General features: G+C 45.4%; 15 protein-coding genes. 9 read left to right on the plus strand and 6 right to left on the minus strand.

Translation table 11 applies throughout. The features are described from left to right. The first annotated feature begins 219 nt into the window (after window positions 1–219). Window positions 220–1551, plus strand: a complete 1332-nt coding sequence (locus D9A03_RS09625) for a class I SAM-dependent RNA methyltransferase (RefSeq protein ID WP_162938069.1) — start codon at window positions 220–222, stop codon at window positions 1549–1551. A 190-nt stretch (window positions 1552–1741) separates the two neighbouring features. After that, window positions 1742–2773 carry a ferrochelatase gene (gene hemH, locus D9A03_RS09630; RefSeq protein ID WP_120496982.1) on the plus strand — a complete coding sequence of 344 codons (1032 nt, stop codon included), beginning with the start codon at window positions 1742–1744 and terminating at the stop codon, window positions 2771–2773. A gap of 9 nt (window positions 2774–2782) precedes the next feature. On the opposite strand, the gene D9A03_RS09635 is transcribed toward hemH, so the two are convergent. The 3 genes from D9A03_RS09635 to fabI all read right to left on the minus strand — a co-directional run bounded on the left by D9A03_RS09635 (window position 2783) and on the right by fabI (window position 7194). Beyond that, window positions 2783–5074, minus strand: a complete 2292-nt coding sequence (locus D9A03_RS09635; RefSeq protein ID WP_120496983.1) for a spermidine synthase — start codon at window positions 5072–5074, stop codon at window positions 2783–2785. Window positions 5075–5180: 106 nt separating this feature from the next. After that, entirely contained in the window at window positions 5181–6263 is a 1083-nt protein-coding gene (gene aroC, locus D9A03_RS09640; RefSeq protein WP_120496984.1) for a chorismate synthase, read from the minus strand. A gap of 91 nt (window positions 6264–6354) precedes the next feature. Next, the gene (fabI, locus tag D9A03_RS09645; RefSeq protein ID WP_120496985.1) at window positions 6355–7194 is read right to left on the minus strand and encodes an enoyl-ACP reductase FabI; all 840 of its coding nucleotides are present in this window, start codon (window positions 7192–7194) and stop codon (window positions 6355–6357) included. 184 nt (window positions 7195–7378) lie between these two features. Between fabI and D9A03_RS09650 the strand changes: the two genes are divergently transcribed. Continuing rightward, window positions 7379–8698, plus strand: a complete 1320-nt coding sequence (locus D9A03_RS09650) for a YihY family inner membrane protein (protein WP_120496986.1) — start codon at window positions 7379–7381, stop codon at window positions 8696–8698. Window positions 8699–8804: 106 nt separating this feature from the next. Here the strand turns inward: D9A03_RS09650 and D9A03_RS09655 are convergent, their stop codons facing one another. The 3 genes from D9A03_RS09655 to D9A03_RS09665 all read right to left on the minus strand — a co-directional run bounded on the left by D9A03_RS09655 (window position 8805) and on the right by D9A03_RS09665 (window position 10917). After that, the gene (locus D9A03_RS09655; protein ID WP_120496987.1) at window positions 8805–9128 is read right to left on the minus strand and encodes a hypothetical protein; all 324 of its coding nucleotides are present in this window, start codon (window positions 9126–9128) and stop codon (window positions 8805–8807) included. 119 nt (window positions 9129–9247) lie between these two features. Then, complete coding sequence (locus tag D9A03_RS09660) at window positions 9248–10204, minus strand: DnaJ C-terminal domain-containing protein (protein ID WP_120497654.1); 957 nt, start codon at window positions 10202–10204, stop codon at window positions 9248–9250. Window positions 10205–10449: 245 nt separating this feature from the next. After that, window positions 10450–10917, minus strand: a complete 468-nt coding sequence (locus D9A03_RS09665) for an RT0821/Lpp0805 family surface protein (protein WP_120496988.1) — start codon at window positions 10915–10917, stop codon at window positions 10450–10452. A gap of 375 nt (window positions 10918–11292) precedes the next feature. On the opposite strand from D9A03_RS09665, the gene pdxH reads away from it, so the two are divergent. From pdxH to modC, 6 genes are all read left to right on the plus strand, one after another. Then, window positions 11293–11898, plus strand: coding sequence for a pyridoxamine 5'-phosphate oxidase (gene pdxH, locus D9A03_RS09670; RefSeq protein ID WP_120496989.1), 606 nt, complete (start codon window positions 11293–11295; stop codon window positions 11896–11898). 20 nt (window positions 11899–11918) lie between these two features. After that, entirely contained in the window at window positions 11919–12926 is a 1008-nt protein-coding gene (locus tag D9A03_RS09675) for a cation diffusion facilitator family transporter (protein ID WP_254055015.1), read from the plus strand. Between the two features lie 75 nt (window positions 12927–13001). Further along, window positions 13002–13739, plus strand: a complete 738-nt coding sequence (locus D9A03_RS09680; protein ID WP_120497656.1) for an SDR family NAD(P)-dependent oxidoreductase — start codon at window positions 13002–13004, stop codon at window positions 13737–13739. A 55-nt stretch (window positions 13740–13794) separates the two neighbouring features. Next, on the plus strand, window positions 13795–14610 hold the full coding sequence (gene modA, locus D9A03_RS09685; RefSeq protein ID WP_216825437.1) for a molybdate ABC transporter substrate-binding protein: 816 nt from the start codon (window positions 13795–13797) through the stop codon (window positions 14608–14610). 42 nt (window positions 14611–14652) lie between these two features. Next, complete coding sequence (gene modB / locus D9A03_RS09690) at window positions 14653–15318, plus strand: molybdate ABC transporter permease subunit (protein WP_120496990.1); 666 nt, start codon at window positions 14653–14655, stop codon at window positions 15316–15318. Continuing rightward, window positions 15315–16436 (plus strand): molybdenum ABC transporter ATP-binding protein, encoded by a 1122-nt coding sequence (gene modC, locus D9A03_RS09695; protein ID WP_120496991.1) that lies wholly within the window; start codon window positions 15315–15317, stop codon window positions 16434–16436. Before modB ends, modC begins: the two co-directional genes overlap by 4 nt. Window positions 16437–16439 lie beyond the last annotated feature (3 nt).

The raw sequence follows: 16439 nt of genomic DNA on the forward strand, positions 1-16439 counted from the left end.
GTGATATAGTTGTTGATAAAGATGATAGGCCAACAACATTTTTGCAAGCTTCGGATGCGGAGAGCTCAGGATTTAACCCCAGTGTCATCCAGATTTCTGCAAACTTGTTTGTAAAAGATTATGCTTGCGATTGCGGCTTGCAAAAAAACTGTTAGATTGGCGAAAAATGATCCTGCGGTTAGAGCAGTAAAAATCAATCAAAATCAGGTGTCAGGAAGAATGAGACGTAAAGCGCGCCGTGGCGGCGGAAAGCAGATAGAGATAACGATCGATACGCTCGGTGCGCGTGGGGATGGAGTTGCTGATCATGAGGGGCGGCCAGTTTATGTGCCAATGACAATGCCCGGTGATCAGCTTCGGGTAAAGCTTGTTGGTGAACGATCAGGTGGCTTTAAGGCCGAAATTCTGGAGCTTCAGGAGTTGGGTGCGAACCATGTCGACCCGCCGTGCGAACATTTTGGCCCCTGTGGTGGCTGTACGGTACAGCACGTTGCCTCTGATTTTTACAGAACATGGAAAAGAGATGCGGTTGTTCAAGCTCTAACCCGTAAAGGGTTTAGTGGTGGCGAAGTTGCAGACCTTATCCAAATTGAAGTAGGCACCAGACGTCGCGCTGTTTTTGCCGCAGCGGCACGGGGCAAGAAAATTGACCTTGGATTTCATGAACGTGAAAGCCATAAGGTTGTTAATGTTATTGACTGCAAATTACTTGCACCAGAATTAAGTCGGCTGGTTGATCCCTTGCGAGAGCTTTTGAAAGTTTTGCTGGGACCGGAACAGGCTAAAGCCGATATTACAATTATTGGATCTTCGGCAGGGCCGGATATTTTGATTGTGACTGATGCCAAACTGGTTTTGGAAGGTCGTGAAGCAATTACAGCTTTTGCTGAGAAGTATTCTGTTGCGCGCTTTGCCTGGGGGCGCCCAAAACAGGAGCCGGAACCTGTCGCGATCAGGGATAATCCTTATCAGAAATTTGGCGATATTCAGGTTTTGCCACCTGAAGGTGCCTTCTTGCAACCAAGTCAGGAAGGGCAGAATGCTCTGACCGATTTAGTGCTCGGCTATTTACCGGAAGAGCTGGAAACGGTCGCGGATCTGTTTTCCGGGTGCGGAACCTTCACTTTTCCACTATCAAAACGTGCACAGGTACACGCTGTTGAAGGGGATGAGCGGGCGATTACAGCACTTACGTCAACTGCGCGCCGCAATGATACACTGCACCGTATCACCTCTGACTGTCGTGACCTTGTGAAAGATCCTGTAACCGCTGATGAGCTTCAGGGGGGAGATTGTGTTGTCCTAGACCCACCAAGAACAGGTGCAAAAGAACAGTGTTATGAATTGGCACAGTCAGATATCAGAACAATTATCTATGTTTCATGTAATCCCAATACCTTTGCCCGTGATGCGAGGATATTGGTCGAAGGGGGGTATGCCCTTAAAGAAGTTACACCTGTCGATCAATTTATCTGGAGCGGTCATCTCGAAGTCGTGGGGTGTTTTGAACTGGACGATTTTGACGATGATGAACTTGAAATCGACGGATAAGGGCTTGTAGGATCAAGCCCCGTTCCTAAATTATGAATTAGTTTTTGCATGAGGCATTATGGCGCGATTGCTGAAAGCAATAAATCCGCGCTTTGCAGGTTTGTCATTTACTTATATGGTTTTGAAAACTGTTATTTAATTAGATGAGCTGCAGAGCTCCCTTCTAGAATTTTCAGGCCTTTGATATTTTATGACCATGCAAGTTATCCCCGAAAATCACCCACAAATACCATCTGAAAAAGTCGGTGTTCTTTTAATGAATTTGGGAACGCCAGACGGCACAGACTATTGGTCTATGCGCCGCTATCTTAGTGAGTTTTTGAGCGATCCCAGGGTGATTGAAGCGCCAAAATGGCTTTGGCAAATAATATTGCAGGGCATTATTCTGACGACCCGCCCGAATAAAAGTGGGGAGGCTTATAAAGAAATCTGGAATAAGGAAAAAGACGAATCTCCTCTGCGTACCATTACACGGGATCAGGCGGAAAAGTTACAGACCGCACTCTCAGAAGATCATCCCAATGTGATCGTTGATTGGGGATGGCGCTATGGAAATCCAGCGGTTAAAGAGCGGATAGAAGATTTTCAGAAGCAAGGATGCAACCGTATTCTTCTTTTTGCCCTCTATCCGCAGTATTCTGCAACGACGACAGCCACGGCCTATGACAAGTGTTTTGATGCGCTGAAAACCATGCGTTGGCAGCCGGCTGTTCGCTGTGTTCCGGCGTATCATGACACGCCTGTTTATATTAATGCTCTGGCGGAATCAGTTGAAGAGGGCATTGAGAAATTACCTTGGAAACCTGATATAACCATTGCTTCTTTTCATGGCCTTCCAGTGGAGTACCACGAAAAGGGAGATCCTTATTATTGTCATTGTGCCAAGACAGCGCGCCTGTTACGTGAAAGATTAGGTTGGTCGGAAGATGAGTTGAAACTGTGTTTTCAATCGTTGTTTGGACCCAAGGAATGGCTTAAACCCTATACGCAGCCAACTGTGGAAGAAATGGCCCGTAATGGTGTGAAAAATCTTGTTATCCTGACACCCGGCTTTTCTGTTGATTGTGTAGAAACTCTCGAAGAAATTGATATAGGTGTACGCGAAGCTTTCCTGGAGAATGGCGGTGAAAACTTTGCCTTTATCCCGTGCCTGAATGATAGTGTTGGTGGCATGGATGTCATTAAAGAAATCACCTTACGTGAACTTCAGGGCTGGATCTAGTCGTTCACCTTATCTGAAAGCTGAAAGTACGTTGGAATAGTCATCCGTCCAGGGTTGATCCGTCTTTTGATATACAAGCTCTCTCCAGACGTTGTGTTTTTCATCGCTGGGGTTTTTTGAAAGTGGTATGTGCCGGTCTAAGTGGTGAGGAGCCTTTGCGAGAGCAACCCAAGTTGATGCAAAGCGATTTGGATGTTTTTCGTTTTCCTTCTCATTTTTTGTATAGCTATATATTCTGGAATGAAGTCCGGATGCATTAGATGTTACAGCAATGATTGGTTCCAGATCAAAATAACGATTGGATATATGTAAGATTATGATGCCATTATCTTTTATTTTGTTCTTATAAATATCAAAGGCCTCTTTTGTTAAGAGGTGTGCAGGTATTGAATCTGATGAAAAAGCATCTGCGATTAAAAGATCATAAGATTGGTTTTGGATCTTTTTTAATGACAAGCGTGCATCGCCAATTATCACATCAGTCTCTTTTCCACATTCATTCATGTAGGTAAAAAGCTCAGGATCTCTTGCCATGACTTCGACGAGGGGATCAATCTCAAAGAAAACCCAGTTTTGCTCTGGACGGCTGTAACATATGGCAGTACCTGCGCCCAAACCTATTGCGGCTACTGTTTTAATTGCCTTGTTTTGTCGTTGATCGGCTTTTAAGAGCTGTCCCAGACCCGTATCATGATGGTAGTAGCTCAAAGGCTCAAGGGATCCCTTGTTTTGAATTCCATGTATTGTTGTTCCGTGGGTGGCAATATGAACAGTTTGGTCATTGTTATTAGCTTTCCGCACTGTATAGACGCCAAAGAAACTACGTTCTTGAAAAATGAGCTGACCTGACGAACCACTGATAAGGGGAACGACCAAGAGGCTAATGCCTATGCTTAAAGCTAGACGAAGGGGACGTCCTGTACCTTCTACCAACAAGAGCAGGATTAGAGTTAGCGGAATAATCTTCAGAAGTTTAAAAATTAAATCATCTGATTGTATTTGCTGTATTAATAAAATTAATCCGAGCAAGATGATAGAAAAGATAATATCTGCAAAATAGCTGTAGGCTTTCTGGCCTACTCTACGATTGATAATTGCTATGATTGTTTGGGTTTTAATGGGCATCAAAAGAGCCACAAGCATTAACAGTAAAACATATTCATATATGTTTGAGAAAATAACAGGCGCGATAATACCCACAAATATGCCACCTAAAACGCCACCAAAGGACATCGCAATATAAAAGTTCGTCAAATGGGTTGCTGGCGGCCGGGCTAAAGCCAAGCGTCCATGACAGTATAGTGCAAGGACAAAGAAACTGATTAAGCTGCCAATGACATAGGGAATAATTGTACCTGCGTGTGTCGTGGACATATTGAAAACAGCCGTTGCAATCAGGCAATAGGGAGCAATGATCGCTATAAATTTATGGGGAATAATCGGCCTCTGAGAAAAGACAATAACAAAGGTCAGTAAATAGAGACCTAGGGGAATGACCCATAACAGCGGAGTGGCAAGAAGATCAGTTGTGATTTTATTGGTAGTGCTTAGTAGTAATGCAGAAGGTACAAATGCAAGAAGAATCCAATTGAGATAAGCCTTTAAGTCTGGAGCATGTTCCGCAACATTATCTTCGTTATTTTTTGCCAAAGAAGAATTGTCAGGCATTTTGTTTCTAAGCAAAATCCCGCATAGAAAAATTAAAAAAAGTAAGAATAGAAAGCCATAAGACCAGAGAAAGGTCTGTGTTTTTAATCCAAATTGTATTTCAATGAATAGTGGGTAGGCCGCCAAAGCTGCAATACTGCCTATGTTGCTGGCTGCATAGAGAAAGTAAGGATCATGTGCGTCTTTGTCTTGGGAAGATCGAAACCAGTCTTGTAATAGTGGAGCATTAGCTGAAATGATGAAAAAAGGCAGGCCAATAGCAATTGTAAACAATCCCAGTAACCATATAGTTGGCCAACTTTCTGATGGTGCTTCATAGCCAGTGGGGATTGCGATTGGTAAAAATAGAATCGCCGCTGCCATAAGAACCAAATGAATAACAATCTGCTTTTTCAACGTGAATGCTGATGACAGAAAATGTGCGTAGAGATATCCGGCTAATAATATTGATTGAAAGAATATCATTGCCGTATTCCACACAGCTGGCGCGCCCCCAAGTAATGGAAGCACCAGCTTTGTGAACATTGGCTGGATCAGAAATAATAAAAATGCGCTAGAGCATAGGGTTAAAATAAAAAGATAGCGTACAAGCGTGTCCGATTTTGTATTTGTCGTTTTGGTATTGCTATTCATCGCGATCAAAACTACCCCTCTATGACAGAGTAGTGGATAGTATTGATGACACGTTAAAACAGATTTAATTCATTCGACCACAGTGCATTAAATCTGTTTTAACAAATTATCCGTTTTGTGCTTTGTGTCTTAGCCAGTGATCGGCAAGTGTCAGAGCCATCATTGCTTCCCCAACCGGCACGCCACGAATACCGACGCAGGGATCATGACGTCCTTTGGTAAAGATGTCGGTTTCTTCGCCGTCTGTCGTTACCGTTTTGCGTGGTGTCAGGATTGAGCTAGTTGGCTTGATAGCGAAACGAACAACCACATCCTGACCCGTGGAAATTCCACCTAATATGCCTCCAGCATGATTGGTGGTAAAATGTGGCTTGCCATCAACCATGCGAATTTCATCAGCATTTTCTTCGCCGCTGTAAGCCGCCGTTTCAAAGCCGTCTCCAATTTCAACGCCTTTGACGGCATTGATTGACATCATGGCTTTTGCCAGATCTGAATCCAGCTTATCGTAGACGGGGTCACCCAATCCGACAGGTACATTAGAGGCGACAACCTCAATGACTGCGCCTAGCGAAGAGCCTGCTTTTCTGGCTGAATCCAAATAGGTTTCCCATTCTTTTGCAGCAACAGGGTCGGGGCACCAGAAAGGATTATTGGAAACTTCATTCCAGTCCCACCGTGCACGATCAATCTTGTGAGGGCCCATTTGAACCAGTGCGCCACGGATTTGCACACCACCTTCAATCTGGGTGTTCAGTACTTTGCGAGCGATTGCGCCTGCGGCAACGCGCATGGCTGTTTCTCTGGCCGAAGATCGGCCCCCGCCGCGATAGTCACGGATGCCGTATTTTTCCCAATAGGTGAAGTCGGCATGGCCCGGGCGGAATTTTTTGGCGATGTCGCCATAATCCTTGGAGCGTTGATCTGTGTTTTCGATAATCAGGCCGATTGGCGTGCCTGTCGTTTTTCCTTCGAAAACACCGGAAACTATTTTAACACTATCCGGTTCTTTCCGCTGTGTTGTAAAACGATTTTGGCCGGGCTTTCGGGCATCCAGATACACCTGAATTTCTTCTTCGGATATATCAATGAGTGGCGGTGTTCCATCAACGACACAACCAATCGACGGACCGTGACTTTCGCCCCAGGTTGTAAAACGGAAAATTTCACCAAAAGTATTACCAGCCATGATGCTCTCGTAGCGTTAGATCGTTCGAATTAAAAAGGGAGCGGCAGCTCAGCCGCGCTCCCTTATAAATATATTACGTTTCAGCAGGGATTTAAGATTGCGGGTTAAAATTACCCAGCAATTCTGAAAGTTCCTGAGCTTTGTCCACATTCATCATACCGACGACGTGATAGCCAGAATCAACGTGGTGAATTTCACCTGTTACGCCACCTGACATATCGGACAGAAGGTAAAGACCTGCGCCACCGACTTGCTCAATGCTTACATTGCGTTGCATCGGTGAATTTAGCTCATTCCATTTCAGGATATGACGGAAATCACCAATACCGGAAGCCGCAAGCGTTTTGATTGGACCAGCAGAGATGGCGTTAACACGAATATTATCCGGGCCAAGGTCGTCAGCCAGATAACGCACAGATGCTTCAAGCGCAGCCTTGGCAACACCCATAACATTGTAATGTGGCATAACCTGCTCGGCACCATAATAGGTCAAGGTGACCATGCTGCCGCCTTCTGTCATCAATGGTGCAGCGTGCTGAGCGATTGATGTAAAAGAGTAGCAAGAGATATCCATACTTTGAAGAAAGTTCTCACGGCTGGTATTGAGGTACTTGCCTTTGAGTTCTTCTTTGTCAGCATAGGCAATAGCATGGATTAGGAAATCCAGTTTACCCCATTTTTCTTCAATTTCTTTAAAAACGGCTTTGACGCTGGCGTCATCGGTAACGTCACATTGCAAAAGAATGTCTGAGTTAACTGATTCTGCGAGCGGTGCAACGCGTTTTTTCAAGGCATCGCCCTGATAGGTGAAAGCCAGTTCTGCGCCTTGGTCTGCAACCGCCTTGGCGATCCCCCAGGCGATAGAGCGGTCATTGGCAACGCCCATTACTAGGCCGCGTTTACCAGCCATCAACGGTTGTGGGTTGGACATCGGGTTCCTCACTGTGAGATTGTCCTGAAAACTAAAGTGCAGCATCCTACAACATTGCCGGGATTGGTCAAAGATTTGGCGACAAATAGAACGCTTTTTCTGACTTTTAGCTGGGAATTTCGCTTTCTGCCAGCGATAGTTAACAAGAAATGTCAAAATGGTTGAATTTTGAGGGCAACTTTAGATGATAGATTCGAAAACCCGACGTTTGTTACTAACTCTGGGCTCGGTATTTAAAAAAGAGAATCTGGATGATGCTGTTCTTTTTCTTGGCTATGTCTTTAAACGCTTTGCTAAAGATAAAGGGACACGGGTGGCTGCATCGTTAAGTTATTCATCCCTTTTGGCAATTGTACCGATGATGACGATTGCCTTGGCCCTTCTTTCTGCCTTTCCGGGCTTCGAGGATTCCAGAGGCGAATTACAAGCGACACTTTTTAATAACCTTTTGCCATCTGCCGAACTTCAAATCAGCGAACAGTTAAATGCCTTTGTGGATAACGCAAAGAACATGACAACAATAGGGGTTCTTGCGCTGGCAGTGACGGCGATAATGCTGCTCTACACGATCTCTAATTCTTTTAACAGTATTTGGCGTGTTCAAGAACGTCGCCCCATTTTCAATCTGATTTTGGTTTATTGGGCACTTTTGACGCTTGGTCCTCTGATGTTAGGGGCATCCTTAACGGTATCCAGTTATGGTTTTGCGATTACCGAACTTGCAGATCAATCCGGGCGTACGAGTTCGCTGGTAACTTTACTTGCACCAATCTTTCTGGGGTGTACTGCCTTTACGGTACTCTTCCTTGTGGTGCCTAACCGCCCCGTTCTCTTTACGCACGCTCTAATTGGTGGCGTTGTTTCGACAACGTTGTTTGAACTGTTAAAACGGGGATTTGGGCTTTATTTACAATATTTCCCCTCTTATCAGGCTATTTACGGAGCATTGGCGACAATTCCGATTTTTCTGATCTGGATGTATCTTTCATGGGTTGTTATTTTATTAGGAGCCGAAATCACAGCTGCTTTGCCGGAAAGGCGGGCGGCATTACGTAAAGATATCAAACGGGAAGGGATTGGGGATCGTCTGGCTTTGACAATTGCTTTGCTTCAGAAACTGGAAGGTGCTGGAAGAGTTGGTGCAACCTTGAAAGAAACTGTGATGATGCGAGGGCTTCCAGCCGATTTAAAATCAACAGCAGAGGTTTTATCTGATTTGAAAGACATGCATATTGCTGAACGTACAGGCCGTGGACGCTGGGTGCTTTGTCGAGATCTTGAAACGATTACTCTGGGGGATCTGCTTCAGGAAATGGACCTGAATTATGATCCCAAACGTAATTGGCCCGAAGGGGTCAAGGATGTAGTTGATATCCTTGAAGAAAACCCCAAAGATGTTCGATGTAAAAGCCTTAAGGAAATACTACAGCGGGACGCTTTCGCAACAGATAGTCATGATATTAAACTCGCTTATAGGTCCTCAGAGAAACACGATCAACTATAGTGACGTGCGTATCTGGATGATGCATTTCGTCGACTTATACAATAGCCAGAAGGCATCTTGTCTGTGGTACTTTTACGTAATCTGTCAGGAATGTTGAGGTTTATATCTACAGGCCCTGATTTCGAATAATATCTTCCAGATCCTGACGCGCATCTGCGGGAAGTTCCTGAATTGCAGAGGCCAGAGCACTCAGCAGTTTTCGCAGGTTATAAACCTGGTCCATACTGCGAAGAATGACGGGCATGGACTCATAGTTGGCCCCGATTTCGTGGATAAGCTCCCGCAAGAGTTTTACACGGGCTTCATCATCATCTGTGAAAATGAGTGTCCCGTCTTCCTGGGTTGGCATAACCCAGTTGCTTTCGATCCAGTTGGATAATTCTGAACCACTTACGTCCTGATCAATGACGATTTCATCAAAAGTTTTCATGCTTCTTGGGTCCTTTATCCAAAGCTGTAATAAGCCTTATACCGCTGGCTTAATTAATAACAGCGGCACTATTTAGGCGGTATGTGTATTGAATGCAAGCTGTGTATTCACTGCTTTGGTTAATCAAAAATACCGGTATCTTTGCGGGGGTCATAGTCTTTGGATCTGGACCAGTTACGCAAGAAGTCCCGAAGTTCTTTGTCTGTTTCATTGGGCAGCGTGACCAAAAGGCGAATGAGTTGATCGCCTCGATTATGTCCTTTGATGTCGTCAACACCTTTGCCTTTGAGGCGTAAAGTAGTACCCGTATTAGAATCTGCGGGAACTTTCACTTTTACTTTGCCTGTTACGGTTGGCACGGTAAGGGTTGTTCCTTCGACGGCTTCCATAAGTGTTATGGGGACATCGAGATGAACATCATAGCCCTTTCGTGTGAACATGGGATGGGCTTCGATTTTAACCTCTACCAATGCATCACCGTTTGGCGCGCCGCCTTTACCGGGTAATCCCTGATTTTTCAAGCGTAGAACTTGTTTGTTATCAGTTCCGGGGGGGATGGTTACATTCAGTGTTTTCCCGTCGGCAAGGTTAATGCGTTTTTTTGCGCCAGCAGCAGCTTCGACAAAATTGACGGTGCATTCGTATTTTACATCACTGCCTTTACGCTTGGGGACGCCGCCACCTCTGGCACCGGCACCTCTTGGTCCTTGTCTCCGTCCGCCGAACAGGTCGGAAAAGATATCTCCGATGTCCATTTCCTGTCCAAAATCAAAACCTCCGCCAGCACCGTGGCCTGCGGCTCCGCTGCGTGGACGCCCTTGATGTGTGTAACCAGAATGGAACGGGTTTTTTTGTTGGCCCGAGGCATCAATTTCGCCCCGGTCATATTGCTGTTTTTTCTTGGCATCGCCGAGAATGCCGTATGCCTGAGATACCTCTTTAAATTTTTGCTCAATAGCCTTGTCATCCGGATTAAGGTCAGGATGGTATTTTTTGGCGAGCTTACGGTATGCAGATTTAATTTCCGCATCAGAAGCGGTCCTGCTCGTGCCGAGGATTTGATAGAGGTCTTTCATTGTCGTGGATGAAACCATTCAAACGTTATAAAGGTAATACATATGCCGTGATATACACGTTTGTGCAAAGCTAATGTAATAAATTAAACATAAGTTTAAAAGGGGCAGAAAGAAATCCCTCTAACTTTGGTGGTTGAGTTGTATTGCTTGGAACCTGAATCTCAAATTTTTTATTGTATCCAGATAGACAAAAGCCCCGCATAGAGCAGGGCTTCTGAGCTAAAATTTGTTTTTCAGGTGAGTGTTTACTGAATTTCCCAGGATCCGTCTTCCTGACGGCAAGCTGTTCCATAGGCTTCTTCCGTTTTCCCACCAACCACAACAGTCTGTTGATATTCGCGACAATATTTGCCTTCGGAAGAGGTACCATCACGAACAGGTGTTACTGTACCGGAGTTCCCTGAATCAGGGTTATTCCAGGCGATGGTTTGGCCGACGGGGGCCGTCTGAGCCTGATTGTAAGCTGTATCAGCTTTGCGTTTATCTTCGTCATCCATATAGCGCCCGACTTCACTGCCCAGGAAACCACCAATAACGGCACCTGCCGCTGCAGCTACGATTTGGCCAGAGCCTTTACCAAATTGAGCGCCAAGAAGGCCGCCAGCCAAGGCACCACCTAAACCACCTACGGTTTGTTTGATTCCAGTATCGTTTGAGCAGGCTGTCGTCGACAAGGCTATCAACAGGGCTGCTATACTCGCTTTGACTTTCATCGTCTTGCTCTCTTGTAATTATTTGTCTGCATTAGTAAGTGAAGGATCCGCTCAGCCTCTTGTTTTTTTCTGGGCATCTTGTTCTTTCGCACACAGTTGCTTAAGTCTCAACATATCAGATAAAAGGTAATTGAGGCACTATTATGGCTTCAAGATTTTTTCTGTGACATATCTGTGTTACTGGCTGCATTTTATAGGGGGCTGTATTTTGCCATGATTACTTTGCCTCGTTTATATGACTTATTAAAACGGGGTTTTACTGCAAGATTTCACCAAGATGTCGCACTTGAGAATGTTGTGGCCTGGACCTAGTTCTGATAAAGCATTCTAATACTATTCTTGCGTATGGCTTCTCGCTAAAAGGCTGTTTTTATTATGATCCGCGATAATACTCCTTCTGATCCCTATGATATTTTCGATGCCTGGTTAAAAGAGGCAGAAGAAAAGGAACCGAATGATCCAACGGCGATGAGCTTATCAACGGTTGATGAAACCGGAATGCCGTCTTCAAGGATGGTTTTGCTCAAGGATTGGGATCAACAGGGTTTTGTGTTTTACACAAACTATGAAAGCCGCAAAGGCGAACAGCTTATCGCGCACCCCAAGGCGGCTTTGATGTTTCATTGGAAATCTGTTCGTCGCTCTGTCCGCATCGAAGGGCTTGTTGAACAAGTAGCACCGGAAGAAGCTGATGAATATTTTGCCAGCCGTCCCAAGCAAAGCCAGATAGGTGCCTGGGCCAGTGACCAGTCCCGTCCCCTCGAAGGGCGTTTTGAGCTGGAAAAAAGAGTGGCAAAGTACGCAGCCAAATATGGATTGGGTAAAGTTCCTCGTCCGCCGCATTGGTCTGGCTTTCGCGTTTGCCCAACACGTATAGAATTCTGGCAGGATGGTCCCTTTAGATTACATGATCGGCTGGTGTATTCGACCGAGGATGTTAAGCAAAGTGGGCAGTGGAACACCGAACGACTTTTCCCTTAAACAGGAAGAGTGATCATTACATGGCCGATAATGCTCAAAACCCCAAAGCGCAAAACTCTGGAATGCGTAATTCCCGAATAGGAAACCAAAGGGAACGAACCGCACAATTAATGCAGCGTGCTGGCTATGCTGCAGTTACTGCTGCTTTGATTTTGATCGCTGCAAAGCTTTCGGCCTGGGCCTATACGGGATCTGTGTCTGTCTTGACGACGTTGGTTGATTCTTTACTGGATGCGGGAGCTTCCCTTTTAAACCTTTTGGCGATCAGGCACGCTTTGACCCCGGCAGACAACGAGCATCGTTTTGGGCATGGAAAAGCCGAAGGCTTGGCTGCGCTGGCTCAGGCAGCTTTTATTTCAGGTTCAGCTATTTTCTTGATCTTGCAGGCGGGGGAAAGATTTTCAAATCATCATGTTGTTGAGAACAGCAGTGTCGGGATCGGGGTTATGGTTTTCTCTATTCTGACCACTTTTGTTCTGACCAGATATCAACACTATGTTGTCAAGGAAACGGGATCAGTAGCGATTCAGGCTGATGCTCTGCATTATGTTGGTGATATGATCGTGAACGGCGTTGTGATCCTGGCATTGGTACTGGGATTTTATTTTGATCTTCCCTGGATTGATCCTGTTTTTGCCTTGGTGATTTCCCTGTACATTCTTACCTATGCATGGGGTGTTTTGAAAAAGGCACTGGATATGCTGATGGATCGGGAACTGAATGATGAAGAACGGGCGCGAATTGAAGGTCTGATACTGGCACATGATGAAGTTCTGGGAGTACATGACATCAGAACCCGGATATCCGGGCCAGATCTTTTTATTCAGTTTCACATGGAATTGGACGGTGCCATCAGCTTGGCGCAATCTTATGATATTGCCGAAGAAGTAGATCGTGAAATTTGTCAAATATATCCGCACGCAGAAATTATTGTGTTACAGGAACCCTATGGTATCGAAGTGCAGAAAAACATGCTGAAGAAACAGAACGGCGACAAATCAGGTGAAGCAATCACGGATGCAGGGTGAAGGAAATCGTAAATGATAAATACTTCCAATGAGAACACTGGTGCCAATAGTGCTGATACCAACGATACAAATAGTATGAATGAACGTAAAACCTTGATCTTGACGGGTGCCAGCCGGGGAATAGGTCATGCAACTGTTCAGTATTTTAGCCAGAGAAACTGGAAAGTTATTACCTGTTCCCGCGAGGATGTGCCCGAACATTGTAAACGTGACCCTAATTGGGCGGATCACATTGTCACCGATTTAAATGACACCGCCAGTACGCAGAGCTTTATTGATCGTGCGAATGAAATTCTGGATGGTGAGCCAATTCATGCCTTGGTCAATAACGCAGCTGTCTCTCCTAAAACTTCCTATAAAGAGCGGTTGGGGTGTTTGAATGGCGATGTTGATACATGGCGGGAAGTTTTTGAGCTGAATTTCTTTGCGCCCCTGATGTTATGCCGAGGTTTTGCATCTGCCCTTGGCAAGGGAGAAGGGGCCGTTGTCAATATTACGTCGATTGCCGGGCATGGGGTCCATCCCTTTGCTGGTTCTGCCTATTCTACTTCCAAGTCAGCACTTTCAGCTCTTACACGCGAACTCGCCGTTGAATTTGCCCAGTTTGGGGTGCGGGTTAATGCCGTGGCACCGGGCGAAATTGAAACAGCGATGATAGGGGAAGAATACGAAGCTTTGATCCCCCGAATTCCCATGAATAGAATGGGTGAACCAAGTGAAGTTGCTTCAGCTGTTTATCAACTGTGTACGCCAAACTTTGGTTACGTTACGGGCACTGAAATCTTCGTCACAGGTGGGCAACATTTATTTTAATTTTACACTCCAGTGAGTTATGCGACGGGAATGATCATTCAGGACGAAGGAGGAAATGCAAATTTTTCAAAGAATGATTTATAAATATCTCTCTTTTTTGTTTGTCTTTTGGCTTTTTGTCTCTGGTATGACGTTCATGGTTTCTTCTGTTCGGGCTGAAAAAGTAAATATTGCTGTCGCTGCCAACTTTACTGCTTCAGCAAAAAGGCTTGCGACAGACTTCAATGAAAGAACGGGTTACAGAGCGGTCTTATCTTTTGGGTCGACGGGGAAACTCTATGCGCAGATCGTGAATGGCGCTCCTTTTGATGTCTTTCTTTCTGCAGATCGTAGACGGCCTCAGCAGTTGGAAGGACTTGGTTATGGCGTTTTATTTTCCCGCTTTACCTATGCATACGGACAGATCGCTCTTTGGTCGCGGAATGCTGAGCTTCTTACTGATACAAATCTGGATGATGAAGAGATAGCGCGATTGCTGACAGGAAACAGAGTGACCCGCGTTGCGATAGCTAACCATAAAACAGCGCCTTATGGAGTTGCTGCGCTGGAATATCTCTCAAAACTTGGTGTTTATAATGAAATTAGGAAGAAGCTGGTTTATGGTGAGAATATAGCCCAAACCTACCAGTTCGCTTATACAGGGAATGCAGATTTGGCAATTGTTGCCTATACACAAGTTTTGGATAACCCTATCGGTAAAGGTTGGCTTATTCCAAAAGAAAAACATAAACACAGCCCTTTGGTGCAGGATGCGATTTTACTTAAAAAAGGACAATCCAACAAAGCTGCCTTTGCTTTCATCGATTATCTGAAAAGTAGAGATGCAGCTGTTATCATGACAAAATTCGGATACGCTCTTGGATCAGAGTAAAATATAAAATCGGCAAAGAAGCTTTTCAGGGAGAGTTTATATATGTGGGATCCTATCTGGATCACTGTAAAGCTGGCTTTTGTTACAACAGTTATTTTACTGGCGTTGGGGACGCCTGTCGGATGGTGGCTGGCCCGATCCAAAGCATGGTGGAAAGAAGCTATTGCTGCAATTGTTGCGCTGCCGATTGTATTACCGCCGACAGTGATGGGGTTTTATCTTCTTATTGCCCTTGGACCGGACAGTCCGATTGGACAAATCTCGACAGAAATCTTTGGCAGAGCCTTGCCTTTTACCTTTGCGGGATTGGTTGTCGGGTCCGTTATCTATTCCATGCCTTTTGTTATACAGCCTATCCGCAATGCTTTTGAGGCAATTGGCGATCGCCCGCTAGAGGTCGCCGCGACATTACGGGCATCACGGCTGGACAGTTTTTTCTCTGTAGCGTTACCAATGGCCAGACCGGGGTTGTTGACTGGTGCAGTTCTAGGCTTTGCGCACACGGTTGGTGAGTTCGGGGTTATATTGATGATTGGGGGTAATATTCCGGGAGAGACCAGGGTGCTCTCAGTTGCCATCTATGACCATGTGGAAGCATTGGAATGGGGGCAAGCACATATTCTTTCCGCCGGACTTCTTGTGTTTTCTTTTGTTGTCATCCTGAGCATGATGATGCTGGAGAAAAAGTTAGGGCGGCGATTGCGATGAAAGATACGCAGGGTAAAGAGATTGTCGCAACGTTTTCTGGCTCATTGGATCAGTTTGATCTTACTGTGAATTTCACTTTGCCAGCGCAGGGTGTAACAGCACTCTTTGGGCGTTCGGGTTGCGGGAAAACAACGGTTTTGCGTTGTTTGGCTGGATTGTCACGGACAAAAACCGGATATCTGTCGGTCAAGGGACAGATTTGGCAGGATAAAGATCGTTTTCTGCCAACTTACAAAAGACCTGTTGGTTTTGTCTTTCAGGAAGCAAGTTTGTTTCCACATCTTTCCGTTGGCGAAAATCTGGTTTTTGGACAAAAAAGAGCTAGCGAGCAGGCCAGACAACGGACCAACATTATTTCCAAAGATAATCTTGTGGAACTGTTGGGGCTTGGGGATTTACTGAATCGTTCTACCCATCATTTGTCTGGTGGCGAGCGCCAAAGGGTTGCCATTGGGCGTGCCTTGTTATCTGGCCCGGAATTATTGTTGATGGATGAACCTTTGGCAGCGCTGGACAGGTTTAGCAAAGATGAAATCATTCCCTATCTGGATCGTTTGTTTAAGACACTTGATATCCCCATGATATTTGTCAGCCACGATACCGAAGAGGTTGAAAGGCTGGCAGACCATATGATTTTGATGGATCGGGGAAAGGTTGTTTCAACAGGGTCGTTAAGTGAGGTACTTTCCGATCCTGCTTTGTTTATTGCTGAGGGGCCAAAAACATCATCTGTGATTGCGGTTGAGGTCATGTCCTTTTCAGAAGCTGATCGCATTACAGAAGTCCGGACCGAAGGTGGTTCACTTCAAATCCCCGGACGACAGGGGGAAATTGGCAGCAAACACCGGATATCTATCGCGGCAAACGATGTCAGTCTGGCAAGGGAACAGCCTTCTGAAACGACAATTTTAAATATTTTGCCTGCACGTATTCTGGATATTCATTTGCTGGATGGTGCCCGATGTAATTTGCTGCTGTCCATAGGTCATGAGGACGAGAATGGGGCAAGGTTTTTGGCACGTATTACACAGCGATCCTTGCGAAAGTTTGATTTTGCTATTGGACAAAATATTTATGCACAGGTGAAATCTGTTTCAATGGTCGGTGCCAAAAGCTGAAGT

The organism is Kiloniella sp. EL199 (assembly GCF_900313065.1).
Lineage (GTDB): Bacteria > Pseudomonadota > Alphaproteobacteria > Kiloniellales > Kiloniellaceae > Kiloniella.